The organism is Myxococcus sp. CA056 (genome assembly GCF_013336715.1).
Lineage (GTDB): Bacteria > Myxococcota > Myxococcia > Myxococcales > Myxococcaceae > Myxococcus > Myxococcus llanfairpwllgwyngyllgogerychwyrndrobwllllantysiliogogogochensis.
In genome coordinates this window covers 391,328-405,155 of sequence record NZ_JABUMT010000002.1, presented here as the reverse complement: position 1 = coordinate 405,155, position 13,828 = coordinate 391,328, and the positions used below count along the sequence as shown (strand labels likewise).

Below are 13,828 nucleotides of genomic sequence, written 5' to 3'. Positions count from 1 at the left end.
GATGCCGTCCCGGGACCTGTATCGGTACCGGGCCCGACGCCCGCTGCCCAGATACACCTGACCGCATGTCGGACCGGTACAGTTTCCCACCCCGGGACTGTACTGGTCACAATGACAATCGGCTGCATCTGTTCTGTTCCCGCGACAGGGCGCATGTTGCGACGCGCAAGGAGGTCATGGAGCCATGGAGTCGATGTTCGCTCTGACGCGGCGGAGCTGGTGGAGCACGCTGTGGAGTCACTTGAAGCCGGAAGCACACCCGGAAGCGGAGTCAGGCTGCTTCGGACTGGTCCAGGGCGCGCTCTGGAGTCGGCGCGTGCGAGGAACCGAGGGCCTGACGCTCACCTGCACCGAGGGTCGGCTCTGGCTCACGCTCGACGCGGACCCGACGGACTACGTGCTGGAGCCCGGCGCCACGCTGCGCCTGGAGCAGGCAGGCCACATCGTGGTGCAGGCCCTGAGGCCGGCGCGCTTCCGCCTGACGAAGGGCGCGCACCCGCCTCCCTGTCCCTCCTGAGTCTCACCCCTCCAGCTTCACGGGCGCGGGCACACCCACCGCGTCCGGACGCTGGCCCAGCACACTCAGGAGGAAGGCCGCCCCCACCCCCAGCATCAGCACGGGTGGGAGCACCCCCTGCTCGAGCTGCGCGGCGAAGGACAGGTTCGGCTGGGCCTCGCGGAACAGGAGACCGACCAGGGCCAGGCCCCCCTGCAGCGCGAAGAACAGCCCGCTCAGCAGCCCCACGGGCCGCGAGCGCCACAGCGCACGCACCGCCAGCAGGACACCGCCCAACAGCAGTCCCTCCAGTAGGGCCTGATAGAGCAACACGGGGTGCCGCGCGGGGAGGATGCGGTGCAGCTCCGCGAGGAAGGTCGCATCCGCGCGCGCCAGCGCCGCCACCTCATGCCCCGGGGCATAGGCCAGGGTGGACACGTCGAACGACGGCGTCACCACGGGCTGGAAACCCGGCATCCCCACCTCGGCGGGAAAGCGCACGGCCCAGGGCACGGAGGTCACCCGCCCCAGCGGCGCGCCATCCATGAACACCGCGAGGTACGCCAGCAAGAACCCCAGCGGCGCGAGCACCGCCAGCGCATCCGTCACCTGGAGCCACGGGCGTCGCTGCTGGCGCGCGAAGTACACCGAGAAGGCGAGAACTCCCAGCACCGCCCCCAGCACCGACGCGCCTCCCTGTCGGAACTGGAAGAAGACCGAGCCGTCTCGCGAGAAGTCATCCCACTGGTGCAGCAGCACGTACCCCAGTCGTCCGCCCAGAATGACTCCGAAGAGGCCGGCGTAGAGCACGAAGCCCGACACCTCCTGCTTCGCGACAGGGCCTTCACCTCGCGCCGCCTGACGCCGGAGCACCGCGAACGCGAGCAGGAAGCCCACGAGGTATGCCGCCCCCGTCCAGCGAAGGGAGAGCGTCTCCGAGAAGCGGAACAGGAAGGGATTGATTCCGTGCAGGAAGGGGGTGTCCACGACGCCTCGCTCGGGAAGTCCCACGGGAGGGCGTGCGGCCCCACCCGTGGGCGCACGTCCGCTACTTGAAGAAGTCTTCAGGAGGGATGTTCGTGACTTCCGTCCCGACGACCTTCCGGAAATAGAGGGTGTACGAGCCACTGCTGGAATCGGCCTTCTGGTAGCGGAAGCCATCCAACTTGCCTTCGGTACGCAGCCGCTCCCAGTCCGCATAGTTGATGCGGATGGTCGCGCTGGTGCCACAGCAGTTGTAGGTGACGTCCTTCGTGACGATCCCCGAGCCCCAGGACATCGTCATGCAGCCCTGCTCATACAAACCCAGCGTCACCGTGGAGGCACCCTGGTTCATCGTCTTGATGCAATCCTCGGCCCCCTGCGCCGTTCCCTGAGACAGACACAACCAGACAAGACACAGTCCCGCCATCATCTTCTTCATGGGGTTTGCCCTCCGTGGGGTTTCGAGTCGGGGCTACAGCAGCGGCTTGCTGGCGGTCTCGGTGGCCTTCGTGTCCACCTTCTTGTTCTTCGGGTCCTGCTTCGCGGCCTTGTCCTCCTCGATGGTGAGCGTCTTGGGCGCGGCGGCCTTGGACTCCGGCGCCGGCTTCGTGGTGGAGGGAGGGGGCGTCTTGGCCGGCGGAGTCTTGTCCGCGGCGAATGCTCCAGACGCGACGCAGACAAGGCACAACGTCACCCAGTTCTTCATGGGAACAATTCCTTTCAAGACTGAAGGGATTCATGGGCCCCATGAATGACGCGAAAGCCACACCACGACGGGCCCACGCGCACTGTTGCTGCGTGGCACCCAACTCACAATCACCCTGGCAGGCTGGTTGCTGTTGATATTCAAACAGCGGAAGCGCTACCGGAGGCTTCTCTTCAGGTAGAGCGCGAACGGCACGTGGGTGACAGCCTCGCCGGTGAGTGGGACTTCCAGCATGCCGTCATACCGCGCGGGCCTGCGCCCCCGGGAGACGACCTCCGGCTGGATGGTGATGCTCATCCCCACCTTCAAGAAAGGCTCCCGCGAGTCCTCCACCTCGGGGGCCTTCAGTCCGAAGTAGAGGTCCAGCTCGTACCGCTGCGCCAGCTCATTCACCCGGAACGCGGCGCGCTCCACGAGCAACTTCTCCTCCAGCTTCTTCAGGACGCCCGGGATGAAGTCCACCTGGAAGGTCCCCTCCAGCGTCTGGATGACATCCTGGACGCTCTTGAGCGACTGGGGGTCGACAGCGATATCGAGTGCCATGGCGCGCCTCCGGCGACACAACCGCGTGGACAGTCCCTCGTCGGAGCGCTCCGCGTCGCGAAAGCCAGACACGTCGAGCCCCGGCCAGGCGCAGGTGATACCGCACCGTCCGGACGAGGCTGGGAGGCCATTTGACGGGGGCGTCGACTCCGCGACAGGGATGAAGCCCTCGTGTCGGGAAGTCCGCGAGCCGGAGACTGTCTGCCTTCACACGGCGGGCTCGGACCGCGGGGCGACGTGGGAACACCGTAGGTGCCCGAGGAGGCCCCCTGGTGTGCAGGGGGCCTCGTGCGGCGGAGGACGGCTCAGGGCACCGTGAGGATTTCGGCGCCCTGCTCGGTGACGAGCAGCGTGTGCTCGAACTGCGCGCTGCGGGTGCCGTCGGCGGTGACGGCGGTCCACCCGTCGTCCCACGTGCGGTGGCCCCAGCCGCCCTGGTTGATCATCGGCTCGACGGTGAAAATCATGCCCGTCTGGATGACGGTGTCGGCCTCCGGCTCGTAGTAGTGCGGAATCTGGAGGGCCGTGTGGAACGTCTCGCCGATGCCGTGGCCACAGTAGGCGCGCACCACGCTCACGCCGTTCTTCGTGGCGTGCGTCTCAATCGCGCGGCCGATGTCGCTGATGGGGCGGCCGGGCTTCACGGCGGCGATGCCCAGCTCCAGGCACTCGCGCGTGACGCGCACCAGTCGCTCGCTCTCCGGCTGCGGAGTGCCCACGAAGTATGTGGCCGAGCAGTCCCCATGCACCCCATCCAGGAAGATGGTGATGTCCAGGTTGACGATGTCCCCATCCTCCAGCGCGCGGCTGTCGGGGATGCCGTGGCAGATGACCTCGTTGACGGAGGTGCACAGCGACTTGGGGAAGCCGTGGTAGTTGAGCGTGCTCGGATAGCCGCCCCGGCGGATGTATGCCTCGTGGGTGATGGCATCCAGCTCGTCGGTGGTGATGCCCGGGCGGACGTGGCTGGCCACCTCCTGGAGCACCTCCGCGGCGGCCTTGCAGGCGCGGCGCATGCGCGCGATGACGTCCGGCGTCTTGATGTCGGAGTCCCCGCCGCCTCGACGCAGCGGCCGCCCGGACACGGCGTAGTCCGGACGAGGGATGTTCAGGGGCACATCGCGGCGGGGGCTGATGATGCCCGGCCGGATGCCATTGCGCGCCACCTCGGGGCCCTTCTTGCGGGCCTCGACGGCGTCGGCGCCACGGTGACACTTCTTGTACTTGGTGCCGCTGCCGCACCAGCAGACGTCATTGGGACCGGGCAGCACGGCGGGAGGGGTACGGGGACTGGCGGTGGTCATCACTCAACTCCGGTGTGGACCGTGTCGGACTTGCGGGCGCGCAGCCAGCGCATCACCTGGGGACGCAGCCACAACCGGGGACGTCCCGTGCCCAGGTCCAGGATGGGCCGGGGCATGTCCGGGTAGCGGCGCAGATAGGTGCTGACGCTGTTGGAGTGGCGCAGTTGCAGCAGCCCGGCCACGCCCTGTGCGTCGATGAGGTCTTCGGTCTTCACCATGGGACACATGAAGGGCTTGTCTATACCCTTAGACACGGCTCGGCGCACGGCTTCTTTCCGCCTCCCCGGGTGAGGGGCGGCCGGGCGACCAGTGGAGAACACCCCCCCCTGGGGGCCCTCCGGCCGAGGTCGGGGACGCCAGGGCCGGAGGGGAGCGGGCCCGCAGGTCGGCGAGCGCCTGGTGCCGGGCTCCAGGAGGCTTCCGCCCCATCTCGCACGGGTACGTCGAGCCCTCCCCTGGGAGTTGTCCGCAGGTGACCCACCATGGCAGGTCACACGACGAGGGTTCGACCTGCTAGGTTCAGCGACTTCCAGGAGACCTCTGACGACCATGAGCACGCGGACCCCATCGATGAATCCGGACGCCCTTCCTCCGGGCCTCGTCATCACGGGCGGATGGCGCGTCATCGAGCGACTGGGCTTGGGGGGCTATGGCGTCGTCTATCGCGTGGAGCCCACCGACGCGCCGGGGCGCTACTTCGCCCTCAAGCTGGCCCGCGACGCGTCCGAGGGCCGCGCGCTGCGCGAGCTCACCCTCTTGCTGGACCGCGCGGTGCATCCAAACGTGGTGGCGGTCCACGCCTGTGGCCGCTGGCCGGACATCGTCACCGGCCACTTCTACTTCGTCATGGACTGGGTGCCCGGGCCTCCGCTCCACGTCTGGGCGGACCACCACAACCCCACCTTCCGACAGCTCCTGGAGACACTCCGTCGCGTGGCCCTGGCGCTGGACACGCTGCACGCGGGGGACGTGCTGCACCGGGACCTCAAGCCGGAGCACATCCTCTTGAGGACCCCCGAGGGAGACCCGGTGCTCATCGACCTGGGCGCGGGCGTGTACACGGGTGCGCCCACGCTGACCACCGGTCCCCTGCCCCCGGGGACGCTCTACCTGCGCAGCCCGGAGGCCATCCGCTTCCACCAGCGCCACTGGCGTCATCCGGATGCCCGCTACACCTCCGTGGCCACCGATGACCTCTATGCGTTGGGGGTCTGTCTGTATCGCGCCGCCACGGGGCACTACCCCTTCCTCCCCGACTGGCCGGCGGACGTGCTGTGCGCCGCCATCACCTCGCAGGAGCCGCCCGCGCCCTCCACGGTGAATCCCCGCGCGCCGCCCGCGCTCGACGCCCTCCTCCAGCGGATGCTCGACAAGGACCCCGCGCGCCGCTTCCAGAGTGGCGCGGAGCTGGCATCGACGCTGGTCGCCACCCTGGAAGACACACCCGGCGAGGCCTGGGATGAGCCCCTCTTCGATTGGGCGGAGCCTCCGCTCGTCGCGGTGGACGGCGAGCCGTCGCAAGCCCTGCGCCGCGTGCGCCGTCCGGAGTGGGCATCACATCTGCGCAAGCCTCCATCGAAGGCACGGGCCCGGTTGCAACAACTGTGGGCCACGGTGCTGGGCACCTTGCGTCCACCACCGAGTCCCGCGCCATGGACCTCGCCCAGACACGCCACGCTGGAGGGCCAGGCGCGACGGCTGCATTCCCATCCCTATCGACGCCTGCTGTTGACGCTGGTGGGAGTGGTGGCTTTGGGCGTGTTCGGGAGCCGCTTCATGGGCGGGTGGAGACAGACAACTCCACAGGTCACCCATGAAATGACCTCCCCCACTGGTCAGAAACTGGCCAGCGCGCGTGAGTCGCCGCACAGTGGCGGAGTCGCGATCTCGCCCATGGCGGAGCCCACCCCCGCGACCGTCGCCCCCGTGGCGCCGTCACTCCAGGACCCCACTCCCGTGAAGAAGGCCCCCGCCCTGTCCGCGTCGCCCCCTGCTCCCGTGAAGCAGCGCTCCCCCTCCCTGCCCCGTCTGTCCAAGGTAGCCCTGGCTTGCACGGGGCTCGCATGCGCCGGCTCGCCATCTGTGGTGAAACACCAGCCAGTGCCTGCCGCCGAGGACTGCCCTCCTGGAGCGCGGGAGGCCATGGCCCGGCTCAACATCCGAATCGGCGTTCAGGTCTCCGCCTCCATCGGGGAGAGGGACCACACCGGACTTGCCCATGCGGACATCACCCTCCGCGAGTCTCGAATCTCGACCCATCTGGACCGGACGTTCGGAGCGCTCCGCCGAGGAGCGGAACTCATCACGAACATCTACGTCACCCCCACCCGGGTCTATGGCCGAGTCGTCGAGGCACGAATCGAGGGCAAGAGCTACCCTGTCTGCATGTCATATGTCGACCCCAATCAGAGAGGGGTGTATGGCATTCCCGCCAAGGCAGGCAGCGACGATGACCATGGTGTCGTGGCCAACAAGTTCGCCGTGCGCGCCGTGGGTCGCTTCCAGGAGACCGGTGACGAGGAGAATTAGCACGAGCCGTCCACGACCCCTCCTGCCGCTCATGATGTGCCTCGTCGCCATGAGCATGCGGAGCGAGCCCGCACTGGCGCAGTCTCACACGTCATCGTCTTCCTCGGAGGTCCGTCGCATCGACCTGGGGACACGACAGGGCCCAGCACCTGCCGAGATCTTCATTCGTCCCGGGGGCACCACCGCGCTCCTGTTCGACACATCTCTCGCACGAGACGCCGTCACGCTGGAGGGACGGGAGCGTTTTCACCGTGTGGTGATGAGCGAGGACACCCTCGTGCTCCTGCCCTCGGACAAACTCCAGGAAGGCACGCGGCTTCGTCTGACCCTGCGCTTCGAGGACGGCTCCACTCCCAGGGAAGCGAACTTTCTCCTCGTCGTGGCCCCGGGGCACTTCGATGCCCAGGTGGAGGTCGTGAGCGATCCACCAAGAGTGCGCAACAACCGGACCGAGACCGCCCAGCTCGAGGGCGAGCTTCTGAGGCTGCGCGAGGAGAACGCGAGGCTTCGAGCTGAGCAGGGTCCAACGGGCCTGACAGGACTTTTCGCCACAGGGCTTCTGAACGAGCAGGGCATTCTCGGAAACACACTCGGTCAGGACCTCTCAACGGCCCGGTCCATTCTGTCTCGTGAAACCGAGGCACAGGTCTTCAGGAGCATCTCCCGCGTCGCGGTGGCACTCGTGCTGGCTTCAGCCGGCCATCATCTCCCGTGGACCGCGAGCCGAGCCACGCTCAGGGACACCCTGGGTCGCCACTCCCATGAGCTGCGGGCCTGGCAGTCGAAGCCCCTGACCGCTGGCGACATCGAGGTGTTGCTCATCCTGGAGACAGAGGCCAGCCCGGACGAACTGCAAGGCACCTACACACTCGAACTGCGCGACGGGAACGATTCACGGGCCGTCATCATCGGACCCGTGAACTTCCCTCGGATGTGAATGGCGCACACCCTCTCCGGTCCTTGACAGGCGTCAGCCCGACGCGCTCAGGGCGCTCGTCGACGGCAGTGCCGACAGTGGGCGCATTTGCGCCTGCGTCATGGATATGATTCGAAACGCCAAGGAGGAAGCATGAGCAAGGTCTTCGCCAACGGCCGCGCCATCCTGCACAAGGGAAGCGGTAACACGCACACCTCGGCCGCACCCGACGTCTGCAAGGTGCCGACGCCGGGAGGCCCTGTGCCCACCCCCTTCGTCAACTCCGCTCAAGACTCCACGCTCACCCATGGAAGCACGAGCGTCACCATCAATGGCCACCCCGTGGCACTGACCGACTCCGAGTTGAGCATCAGCTCGGGCGATGAGCCGGGCACGGCGGGCGGCATCGTCTCCTCCAAGCTCAAGGGGAAGATGGCCTGGGGAAGCGGCAGCGTGGACGTGAGAATCGAGGGAAAGGGCGTCGTGCGCTACCTCGACGTCACCCTTCACAACGGCAACTCCTTCAACACCACGTTCATATCAAATGGGCAGGGTGGGACGGGATTCGCGTACGGGGACGACTTCGAGGGGCTGTGCATCATCTGCCAGAAGGACGCGGACAGCCATGCGGTGCTTGAGCGTCCAGAAGGAAGCCTCGACGTCGCCAACAAGATTCTCAAGGACCTCAAGGTCCGCGAGACCGAGTGGGCCAAGGTCCACCAGGAAATCACAACGAAGGTCGCCGAACTTGAGCGCCTCGGGCGTCAATCACCCCCACCCAAACAGACGACCCTGGATGAGCGGATGACGTATATCAAGGCCCTTGAGCGGACACGTGAGGGGCTTGAGAAGCATCGTCGCAGCAGGTCTGGCGGGTACATGTTCGGAGTCATGGTGTGCCTCACCGGCAGGAGATTCGCCGCGGTATCGGGCAACGAGGTGCCTCCCGGCTTCGCGGCCATCGCCGAGGCTCACGGTTGCACGGTCATCGAGCGGGCCTCCACCCTGGAGGACTTCATGGCCATCAACCCAAGGTGTGCCGCAGGAGACACCGAAGCCATCGACAAGGTGGCCAAACAGTGGGACGACACCAGGAACTACGTCATCAGAGGTGAGAGTGGATACAACAATGTCCCTGGAACCTGTGCAGGCGCCAAACTCATCGGAGCGAGCGGTCATGTCGCGCATTCGATGACCGAGATTTACTTCTCCTTCTCCAGTGAGAAGAAGCAGGTGAAATTCAATGTGCCCTATCGCGGCCCCATCGGCTTCGCGCCGTCCGAGGGGCCCTGGACGCCTCCGAGCGCCGCCGACATCATGGAAGACAAGGGCGGCGAGTATGTCGAAGAGCGCCGTGACATGAAGCGCAAAAAGGAGGTCACTGTCCTTTCCTGCCAGTCGTGTCAGGACACGCTGTTCATGGCCCGGTGCGACTTCAAGAAGCAGAGTTGCGCATGACCTGGTCAACGATTCTCAGGTCCCCTCCTGCCTTGTCGATGACGGGCCTACTCGCGTTCATGGAGCGATGGAAGCCCGGGAGCACTCATGGCTTCGAACCAGCAACGACCGACCAGATGACCGCGCTTGCCCAGCCACATGGAGGACTCGACGCGCTGCCTGGCCTGTATCGCGAGTTCCTCGCAACCATGGGTGCATCGACCGGCGAAATGCGGTTGATGTGGGGGACAACCTCAATCTCGGCCCTGCTAGAGGACCTTGAAGATTATCAACGCGAGCGGCCCGATTCTCGCCGCTACCTCAAATTCGCCATGGGTGAGGACGACTACAACGGCCGTCACCCGGACGACTTCTTTGATCTCTCCCGCCCAACACCGGACGGGCGTGACACGGCCATCCTCCGCATTCACGAAGAGGATTTAGTGAGCAGCAAGGTCGCGGCCGAGCAGCCCTTCCCGACTTTCTCCGACTTGCTACGAGCGGTCATCGTGGCCAGGGTCAGCTTGGAGGCCGCTCCTCGGAAACAAACGCAGACCTATAACCTTGGGCCGAATCCCGAGGCTCCGGCCAGGACCTACGAGTTCTTCGCACGTTTGGGATTCGCTCCAACGGAACTCGGGGCCTCGTCGTCAATCATTCCTCTTGAACACGCGGAGCGCGGCGCGGTCGCCCTTATCAGGGCGCCTTCGACATTGATCCCAAGAGCGGGCGTAGAAGTGCGCGCACGTGATAAGGCCCAGCAAACGCTCCTTGATGAAATCATCCAGGACCATCAGCAGGAGTTGAGCGGTGGTTGACGAGGGTCGCCATTCGCATGACCCGCGAGATTTCACCAGATTCCCGTCGACGTCAGAGCGGAGGCTCCCTCCGGAGGCGGCTTCACATCCATCCACGAGTAGAGTCTGGACAGGGCCTGAGCGCGTGAGCTCACCCATGATACTGCCCTGCAGTGGAAGAGGCGCTGTTTCGAGAAACACAAACTGCCGTATCTCAAGAGGCCACATCCATGACGTCGGCTAGATGGGACGGGAGCAGCTTCCTCTGGGTGGTCCTGAGCGTGTGGATGGCCTGTGTCGGGTGCCGGTCGAGTCACCTGCACACGCCTCCGTCATCCGTCACGGAGAGGGCGACGGAACACAAGGGCTTGATCGTCGGAATGCGGCGTACGGGATGTGATGGGTTGTGTCCCGTTTATGATGTTCATGTCTATGACGATGGATGCGTTGTGTATGAGGGAATGGAGCACGTGGAGGTCGTAGGGAGGAGGGATTCCCAATTGACTGGGGAGCAGGTTGGACGTCTCAGGACGATTCTCGCCGAGCATGTCCGTACCGCGGAGGTCTACGGAGGCGACACTGCGAGTTTCTTTACTTGTCCTCATGGTGTCATCGGGTTTGCGGGAGTCGTATTGACAGCTCCAGAGGTAGGGGTGGTGAATCCTGTTTGTTATGCTGAGTTCATCTCGAAGGGAGAGACGCCACTGCTTGGTGGGGTGGATTACCTGATCGACGAGTTGCTCGGGACTTCTCGCTGGATTGGATGTGCAACCGGTGTGAAGGGATATGGTGGGTGTTGAGGGATGGATGAGACGGCCACGCGCCTCCTCGACGAGGCGGTCCTGGAGCCCACGACCGCCCACCCTCTCCGCTGCCCCGCACATCAGGCCCGTTGAGCGTCGCCGGGGCCAGAGGACGTCAGACCGGGAGCCCCTCGGCCGCGAGCGCCTTGCGCACCGCCGGACGCGCGGAGACGCGCTCCATGAACGCCATGAGATTTGGGAAGCCGGACAGGTCCACCTTCACGTACTTCGCCCAGCGGGTGACGGTGTAGAGGTAGGCATCCGCGATGCCGAAGGTGTCACCGAAGAGATAGGCGCGCGTGGCCAGGCGCTCCTCGATGAGCTTGTAGCGTTTGAACAGGTACACCGTGCGCTCCTCGCGCGTCACGTCCGGCGTCGTCGGCTGGAAGAGCGGAGCGTACGTCTTGTGCAACTCGGAGTTGATGTAGCCGAGCATCTCCTGCACGCGGTAGCGCTCACGGCTGCCCTCCGCGGGCACCAACCCCGCCTCGGGCCGCAGGTCCGCCAGGTACAGCACGAGCGCGGGGCCCTCCGTGAGGACCTCGCCCGGCTCCAGCTCCAACGCGGGCACATAGCCCTTCGGGTTGATCTTCCAGAAGTCGCCGCCCGACTGGAGGACCTTCGTCTGGGTGTCGACCTTCTCGAGCTGGAGCTCGAGCCCCGCCTCGTGCGCGACGATGTGGGGAGACAGCGAGCAGGCGCCCGGGGCGAAATAGAGCTTCATTGGCTTCCTCGGAGTGAGTGGGAACGACGGCACATCCCTAACGGGCCTGGTTACCTTTGGATAGCAACGCGACTAAGGTAAGCGCACTTTCCACTCACCTCCTGGTAACTCCACTCACCTCGCGGTAACCGCCCATGTCCCTGAAGCTGAGGAAGAGCAAGGCCCCACCCCCGCCCCCGGGCTGTCCCATTCATGCCTGCATGTCGTTGCTGGGCGGAGCGTGGACCACCAGCGTCGTCTGGCAGCTCTCCGGTGGCCCCCGGCGCTTCGGGGAGCTGCTCCACGACATCCCCGGCATCTCACCCAAGGTGCTCACCACGCGGCTGCGGGAGCTGACGGCGAAGGGCGCGGTGACACGCGAGGTCCTCCCCACCTCGCCGCCCTCCGTGGAGTACGCCCTGTCCTCGCTCGGCCTGGAGCTGGTGCCGGTGATTGACTCCATCGTCCGGGTGGGCACCCGGCTGCGCGAGATGACTCTCGCTTCGCATCGCCACGACAAACCTTCCTCTCGGCGATGAGACGCGGCTGGAAGGAGGCCTCGTGGCCGACGATTCCACCGACCAGGGCCACGGAGGCCGTGAAGAGCAACGAACAGGGCCCCACCACTGGGGCCCTGTGGGGGACGTTCAGGACACGTCCCGCGAGCCCCCGACTACAGCGGCGGCCGTCCATCCACCAGCGGAGCCACCTCCTCCAGCCTCGTCGACGTCAGGGCGGAGACTTCCTCCGGAAGCGGCTTCGCATCCATCCACGCGTAGAGCCTGGACAGGGCCTGGGCGCGCTCGGGCGCGGACAGGTAGCCAATGAACGCGTCTTCATGGTTGGTGTTCGGCGCGGTGAATCGGAACGAGTCATTGCGCTCGCGCACCTCGAACGCCCCGGCGGACCAAGGGTCGGTCTCCCCATAGATGAACAACATCCGCTCACCCTGCTGACGAACCCAGCGCTCCACGTCGCGCATGAGTCCCTGGGAGAAGGGCACCTGCACGGGGAATGACAGGTACGTGGCGGGCACGTCCTGGCGCGGATAACTCAACAGGCCGCGCAGGTGCTTCGTGGGGAAGCGGTTCCAGCCCAGCTCCGTCGCGCTCTGGTAGTAGTAGGGCGCGTAGTAGAGCACGCCCGAGTCCGCATAGCTGACGTCCATGTGGGTGACGTTGCCGACGAAGTCGATCAGCTCTTTCGCCGGAGCCCCGGGCAGCGGGACGGTGTCGCAGCGAGACTCACGCTCGTACATCCAGAAGTAGAACGACGACTCGACGATGGCGAACTCCAGCGCGCGGTCCATGCCCAGCAGATTGAACTCCATTCCATACGACTCCAGCACCCGCAGCAGCTCCTCACGGCGGCGCAACGCGTCCTGCTGGAAGTCCCGCAGTCGCGCCCGGCAGGCCTCACTGCCCACCTGGTCGAGGAAGCGCACGAAGCGCTTGTCCTTCAGTCCATGGAGGCTTGGGGCCACGTACGCCACGGTGGCGTCCACGTCGTCCGGGTAGAAGTAGCGGTGGTACACGGCGGACATGCCGCCCTTGCTCGCGCCCGTCGTCAGCCAGCGCCTGGGGTACATCGGCTTGAAGGCCTGGATGATGCGGTGGTAGTCGCCCGCGGTCTGCTCGATGTCGAGCTTCGTCCAGTCAGCCGACTCGGGCCGCGAGGGACTGAAGAAGCGCTGCTCCACCGACAACTGGTTCGCATCCAGCAACATCGTCGGCTCGGACTGACCGGGAGTCGTGCGAATGGCGTAGCCCGTGCCATGCACCACCGTGGGCGCATCGAACGAGCGGTGCAGCAACGTGGCGCGCAGCCAGAACCACTCGCCGTCCTGAGCCCGGTGGTCCACGGGCTGGGCGAACCAGAGGGTGAAGAAGCGCGTATTCGGAAAGGGCGAGACCTTCTCGCTCGCCACCACCACGTCGGGCATCGCTCGCAGCCGCTCGAGGATGTCGTCCGACTCCGCCCCTCGCTCCAGCACCCCTACCTCTCGCGCGGGAGGCTCAACGACTCCAGGTTCGACTGGCTCCGCTCCACCACAGGCCTGTGACACCACGGCGGCGAACAGCAGCCAGGCCGCCCTGAAACCACCCGTCTTCTTCATGGGAACATTCCTCGCGATGCGACTCACTCCACGTCTCGCGCGTGGAGCGCCGGCCCTGGTGCCGCATCAACCCGTCACCGCGCGAAACTGCGCACGGCCTCCCGCATTCAGCGCCCCAACGCCGCGCACGTCATGCAGTAGCGCGCCTCGGGAATCGCGCGCAGGCGATGTCTCCCCATGGCACCCCCACACCGCTCGCAGCGGCCGAACTGGCCCCCGGCGATTCGCTGGAGCGCCGCGTCGATGTCGAGCAACTCCTGTCGCTCCGCTTCGGAGAGCAGCGTGCCAGGTTCCGGAACACTCGGCGGGGGTCGGGCCCGAGACCTCAGGCGTTCGCCACGTTGCACCAGGGCGTCCCGCGCCTCACGAGCCAGACTGTCCATGCTTCACTCCCGCCACCCCACGCCGGGCGCATCCGTCGCGTCCACCGCGACCGTCCTTCCCAGCGGAAGAGTGGAGGTCGGGCACTTCAGAAAGCATGCCACGTCACTCCA

Annotated in this window: 16 protein-coding genes; 7 read left to right on the top strand and 9 right to left on the bottom strand. The window is 66.0% G+C overall.

The window, feature by feature from the left end:
- Positions 1–184 precede the first annotated feature (184 nt).
- The gene (locus HUA76_RS09370) at positions 185–517 is read left to right on the top strand and encodes a DUF2917 domain-containing protein (RefSeq protein WP_254614117.1); all 333 of its coding nucleotides are present in this window, start codon (positions 185–187) and stop codon (positions 515–517) included.
- A 3-nt stretch (positions 518–520) separates the two neighbouring features.
- Here the strand turns inward: HUA76_RS09370 and HUA76_RS09365 are convergent, their stop codons facing one another.
- The 6 genes from HUA76_RS09365 to HUA76_RS09340 all read right to left on the bottom strand — a co-directional run bounded on the left by HUA76_RS09365 (position 521) and on the right by HUA76_RS09340 (position 4,251).
- Complete coding sequence (locus HUA76_RS09365) at positions 521–1,483, bottom strand: prolipoprotein diacylglyceryl transferase family protein (protein ID WP_174460641.1); 963 nt, start codon at positions 1,481–1,483, stop codon at positions 521–523.
- Positions 1,484–1,544: 61 nt separating this feature from the next.
- Positions 1,545–1,919, bottom strand: a complete 375-nt coding sequence (locus HUA76_RS09360; RefSeq protein ID WP_174460640.1) for a hypothetical protein — start codon at positions 1,917–1,919, stop codon at positions 1,545–1,547.
- Positions 1,920–1,952: 33 nt separating this feature from the next.
- Positions 1,953–2,186, bottom strand: coding sequence for a hypothetical protein (locus HUA76_RS09355; RefSeq protein WP_174460639.1), 234 nt, complete (start codon positions 2,184–2,186; stop codon positions 1,953–1,955).
- Positions 2,187–2,342: 156 nt separating this feature from the next.
- Entirely contained in the window at positions 2,343–2,729 is a 387-nt protein-coding gene (locus HUA76_RS09350) for a hypothetical protein (RefSeq protein ID WP_174460638.1), read from the bottom strand.
- 305 nt (positions 2,730–3,034) lie between these two features.
- The gene (gene map, locus HUA76_RS09345) at positions 3,035–4,033 is read right to left on the bottom strand and encodes a type I methionyl aminopeptidase (RefSeq protein ID WP_141640379.1); all 999 of its coding nucleotides are present in this window, start codon (positions 4,031–4,033) and stop codon (positions 3,035–3,037) included.
- A complete protein-coding gene (locus HUA76_RS09340; protein WP_174454334.1) occupies positions 4,033–4,251 on the bottom strand; it encodes a hypothetical protein in 219 nt (72 codons plus the stop codon). Before HUA76_RS09340 ends, map begins: the two co-directional genes overlap by 1 nt.
- 331 nt (positions 4,252–4,582) lie before the next feature.
- Between HUA76_RS09340 and HUA76_RS09335 the strand changes: the two genes are divergently transcribed.
- The 5 genes from HUA76_RS09335 (at position 4,583) to HUA76_RS46410 (ending at position 10,512) form a co-directional block, all read left to right on the top strand.
- Complete coding sequence (locus tag HUA76_RS09335) at positions 4,583–6,562, top strand: serine/threonine-protein kinase (protein ID WP_174460637.1); 1,980 nt, start codon at positions 4,583–4,585, stop codon at positions 6,560–6,562.
- The gene (locus HUA76_RS09330; RefSeq protein WP_217439513.1) at positions 6,483–7,499 is read left to right on the top strand and encodes a DUF2381 family protein; all 1,017 of its coding nucleotides are present in this window, start codon (positions 6,483–6,485) and stop codon (positions 7,497–7,499) included. The genes HUA76_RS09335 and HUA76_RS09330 overlap by 80 nt, the downstream gene beginning before the upstream one ends.
- Before the next feature lie 87 nt (positions 7,500–7,586).
- Positions 7,587–8,936 carry a DUF4150 domain-containing protein gene (locus HUA76_RS09325; RefSeq protein ID WP_254614115.1) on the top strand — a complete coding sequence of 450 codons (1,350 nt, stop codon included), beginning with the start codon at positions 7,587–7,589 and terminating at the stop codon, positions 8,934–8,936.
- A 38-nt stretch (positions 8,937–8,974) separates the two neighbouring features.
- Complete coding sequence (locus tag HUA76_RS09320) at positions 8,975–9,733, top strand: hypothetical protein (protein WP_254614114.1); 759 nt, start codon at positions 8,975–8,977, stop codon at positions 9,731–9,733.
- Between the two features lie 209 nt (positions 9,734–9,942).
- On the top strand, positions 9,943–10,512 hold the full coding sequence (locus tag HUA76_RS46410) for a DUF6438 domain-containing protein (protein ID WP_371823473.1): 570 nt from the start codon (positions 9,943–9,945) through the stop codon (positions 10,510–10,512).
- Between the two features lie 118 nt (positions 10,513–10,630).
- Here HUA76_RS46410 and gstA read toward each other — a convergent pair whose 3' ends face one another.
- Positions 10,631–11,239 (bottom strand): glutathione transferase GstA, encoded by a 609-nt coding sequence (gene gstA, locus HUA76_RS09315; RefSeq protein WP_174460634.1) that lies wholly within the window; start codon positions 11,237–11,239, stop codon positions 10,631–10,633.
- A 134-nt stretch (positions 11,240–11,373) separates the two neighbouring features.
- Between gstA and HUA76_RS09310 the strand changes: the two genes are divergently transcribed.
- Positions 11,374–11,757, top strand: coding sequence for a helix-turn-helix domain-containing protein (locus tag HUA76_RS09310; protein WP_141646175.1), 384 nt, complete (start codon positions 11,374–11,376; stop codon positions 11,755–11,757).
- Positions 11,758–11,891: 134 nt separating this feature from the next.
- Here HUA76_RS09310 and HUA76_RS09305 read toward each other — a convergent pair whose 3' ends face one another.
- Together HUA76_RS09305 and HUA76_RS09300 are read right to left on the bottom strand one after the other, a co-directional pair.
- Positions 11,892–13,334: a S28 family serine protease gene (locus tag HUA76_RS09305; protein ID WP_174460633.1), complete on the bottom strand. Its 1,443-nt coding sequence runs from the start codon at positions 13,332–13,334 to the stop codon at positions 11,892–11,894.
- A 107-nt stretch (positions 13,335–13,441) separates the two neighbouring features.
- Entirely contained in the window at positions 13,442–13,717 is a 276-nt protein-coding gene (locus HUA76_RS09300) for a TraR/DksA C4-type zinc finger protein (RefSeq protein WP_174460632.1), read from the bottom strand.
- Between the last annotated feature and the right edge of the window lie 111 nt (positions 13,718–13,828).

Bases quoted from the DNA above. Each gene is read 5' to 3' on its own strand.
- HUA76_RS09370 (WP_254614117.1), top strand. From the start codon at position 185: ATGGAGTCGATGTTCGCTCTGACGCGGCGGAGCTGGTGGAGCACGCTG.
- HUA76_RS09360 (WP_174460640.1), bottom strand. From the start codon at position 1,919: ATGAAGAAGATGATGGCGGGACTGTGTCTTGTCTGGTTGTGTCTGTCT.
- HUA76_RS09355 (WP_174460639.1), bottom strand. From the start codon at position 2,186: ATGAAGAACTGGGTGACGTTGTGCCTTGTCTGCGTCGCGTCTGGAGCA.
- HUA76_RS09350 (WP_174460638.1), bottom strand. From the start codon at position 2,729: ATGGCACTCGATATCGCTGTCGACCCCCAGTCGCTCAAGAGCGTCCAG.
- map (WP_141640379.1), bottom strand. From the start codon at position 4,033: ATGACCACCGCCAGTCCCCGTACCCCTCCCGCCGTGCTGCCCGGTCCC.
- HUA76_RS09340 (WP_174454334.1), bottom strand. From the start codon at position 4,251: ATGGTGAAGACCGAAGACCTCATCGACGCACAGGGCGTGGCCGGGCTG.
- HUA76_RS09335 (WP_174460637.1), top strand. From the start codon at position 4,583: ATGAGCACGCGGACCCCATCGATGAATCCGGACGCCCTTCCTCCGGGC.
- HUA76_RS09330 (WP_217439513.1), top strand. From the start codon at position 6,483: ATGACCATGGTGTCGTGGCCAACAAGTTCGCCGTGCGCGCCGTGGGTC.
- HUA76_RS09320 (WP_254614114.1), top strand. From the start codon at position 8,975: ATGACGGGCCTACTCGCGTTCATGGAGCGATGGAAGCCCGGGAGCACT.
- HUA76_RS46410 (WP_371823473.1), top strand. From the start codon at position 9,943: ATGACGTCGGCTAGATGGGACGGGAGCAGCTTCCTCTGGGTGGTCCTG.
- gstA (WP_174460634.1), bottom strand. From the start codon at position 11,239: ATGAAGCTCTATTTCGCCCCGGGCGCCTGCTCGCTGTCTCCCCACATC.
- HUA76_RS09310 (WP_141646175.1), top strand. From the start codon at position 11,374: ATGTCCCTGAAGCTGAGGAAGAGCAAGGCCCCACCCCCGCCCCCGGGC.
- HUA76_RS09305 (WP_174460633.1), bottom strand. From the start codon at position 13,334: ATGAAGAAGACGGGTGGTTTCAGGGCGGCCTGGCTGCTGTTCGCCGCC.
- HUA76_RS09300 (WP_174460632.1), bottom strand. From the start codon at position 13,717: ATGGACAGTCTGGCTCGTGAGGCGCGGGACGCCCTGGTGCAACGTGGC.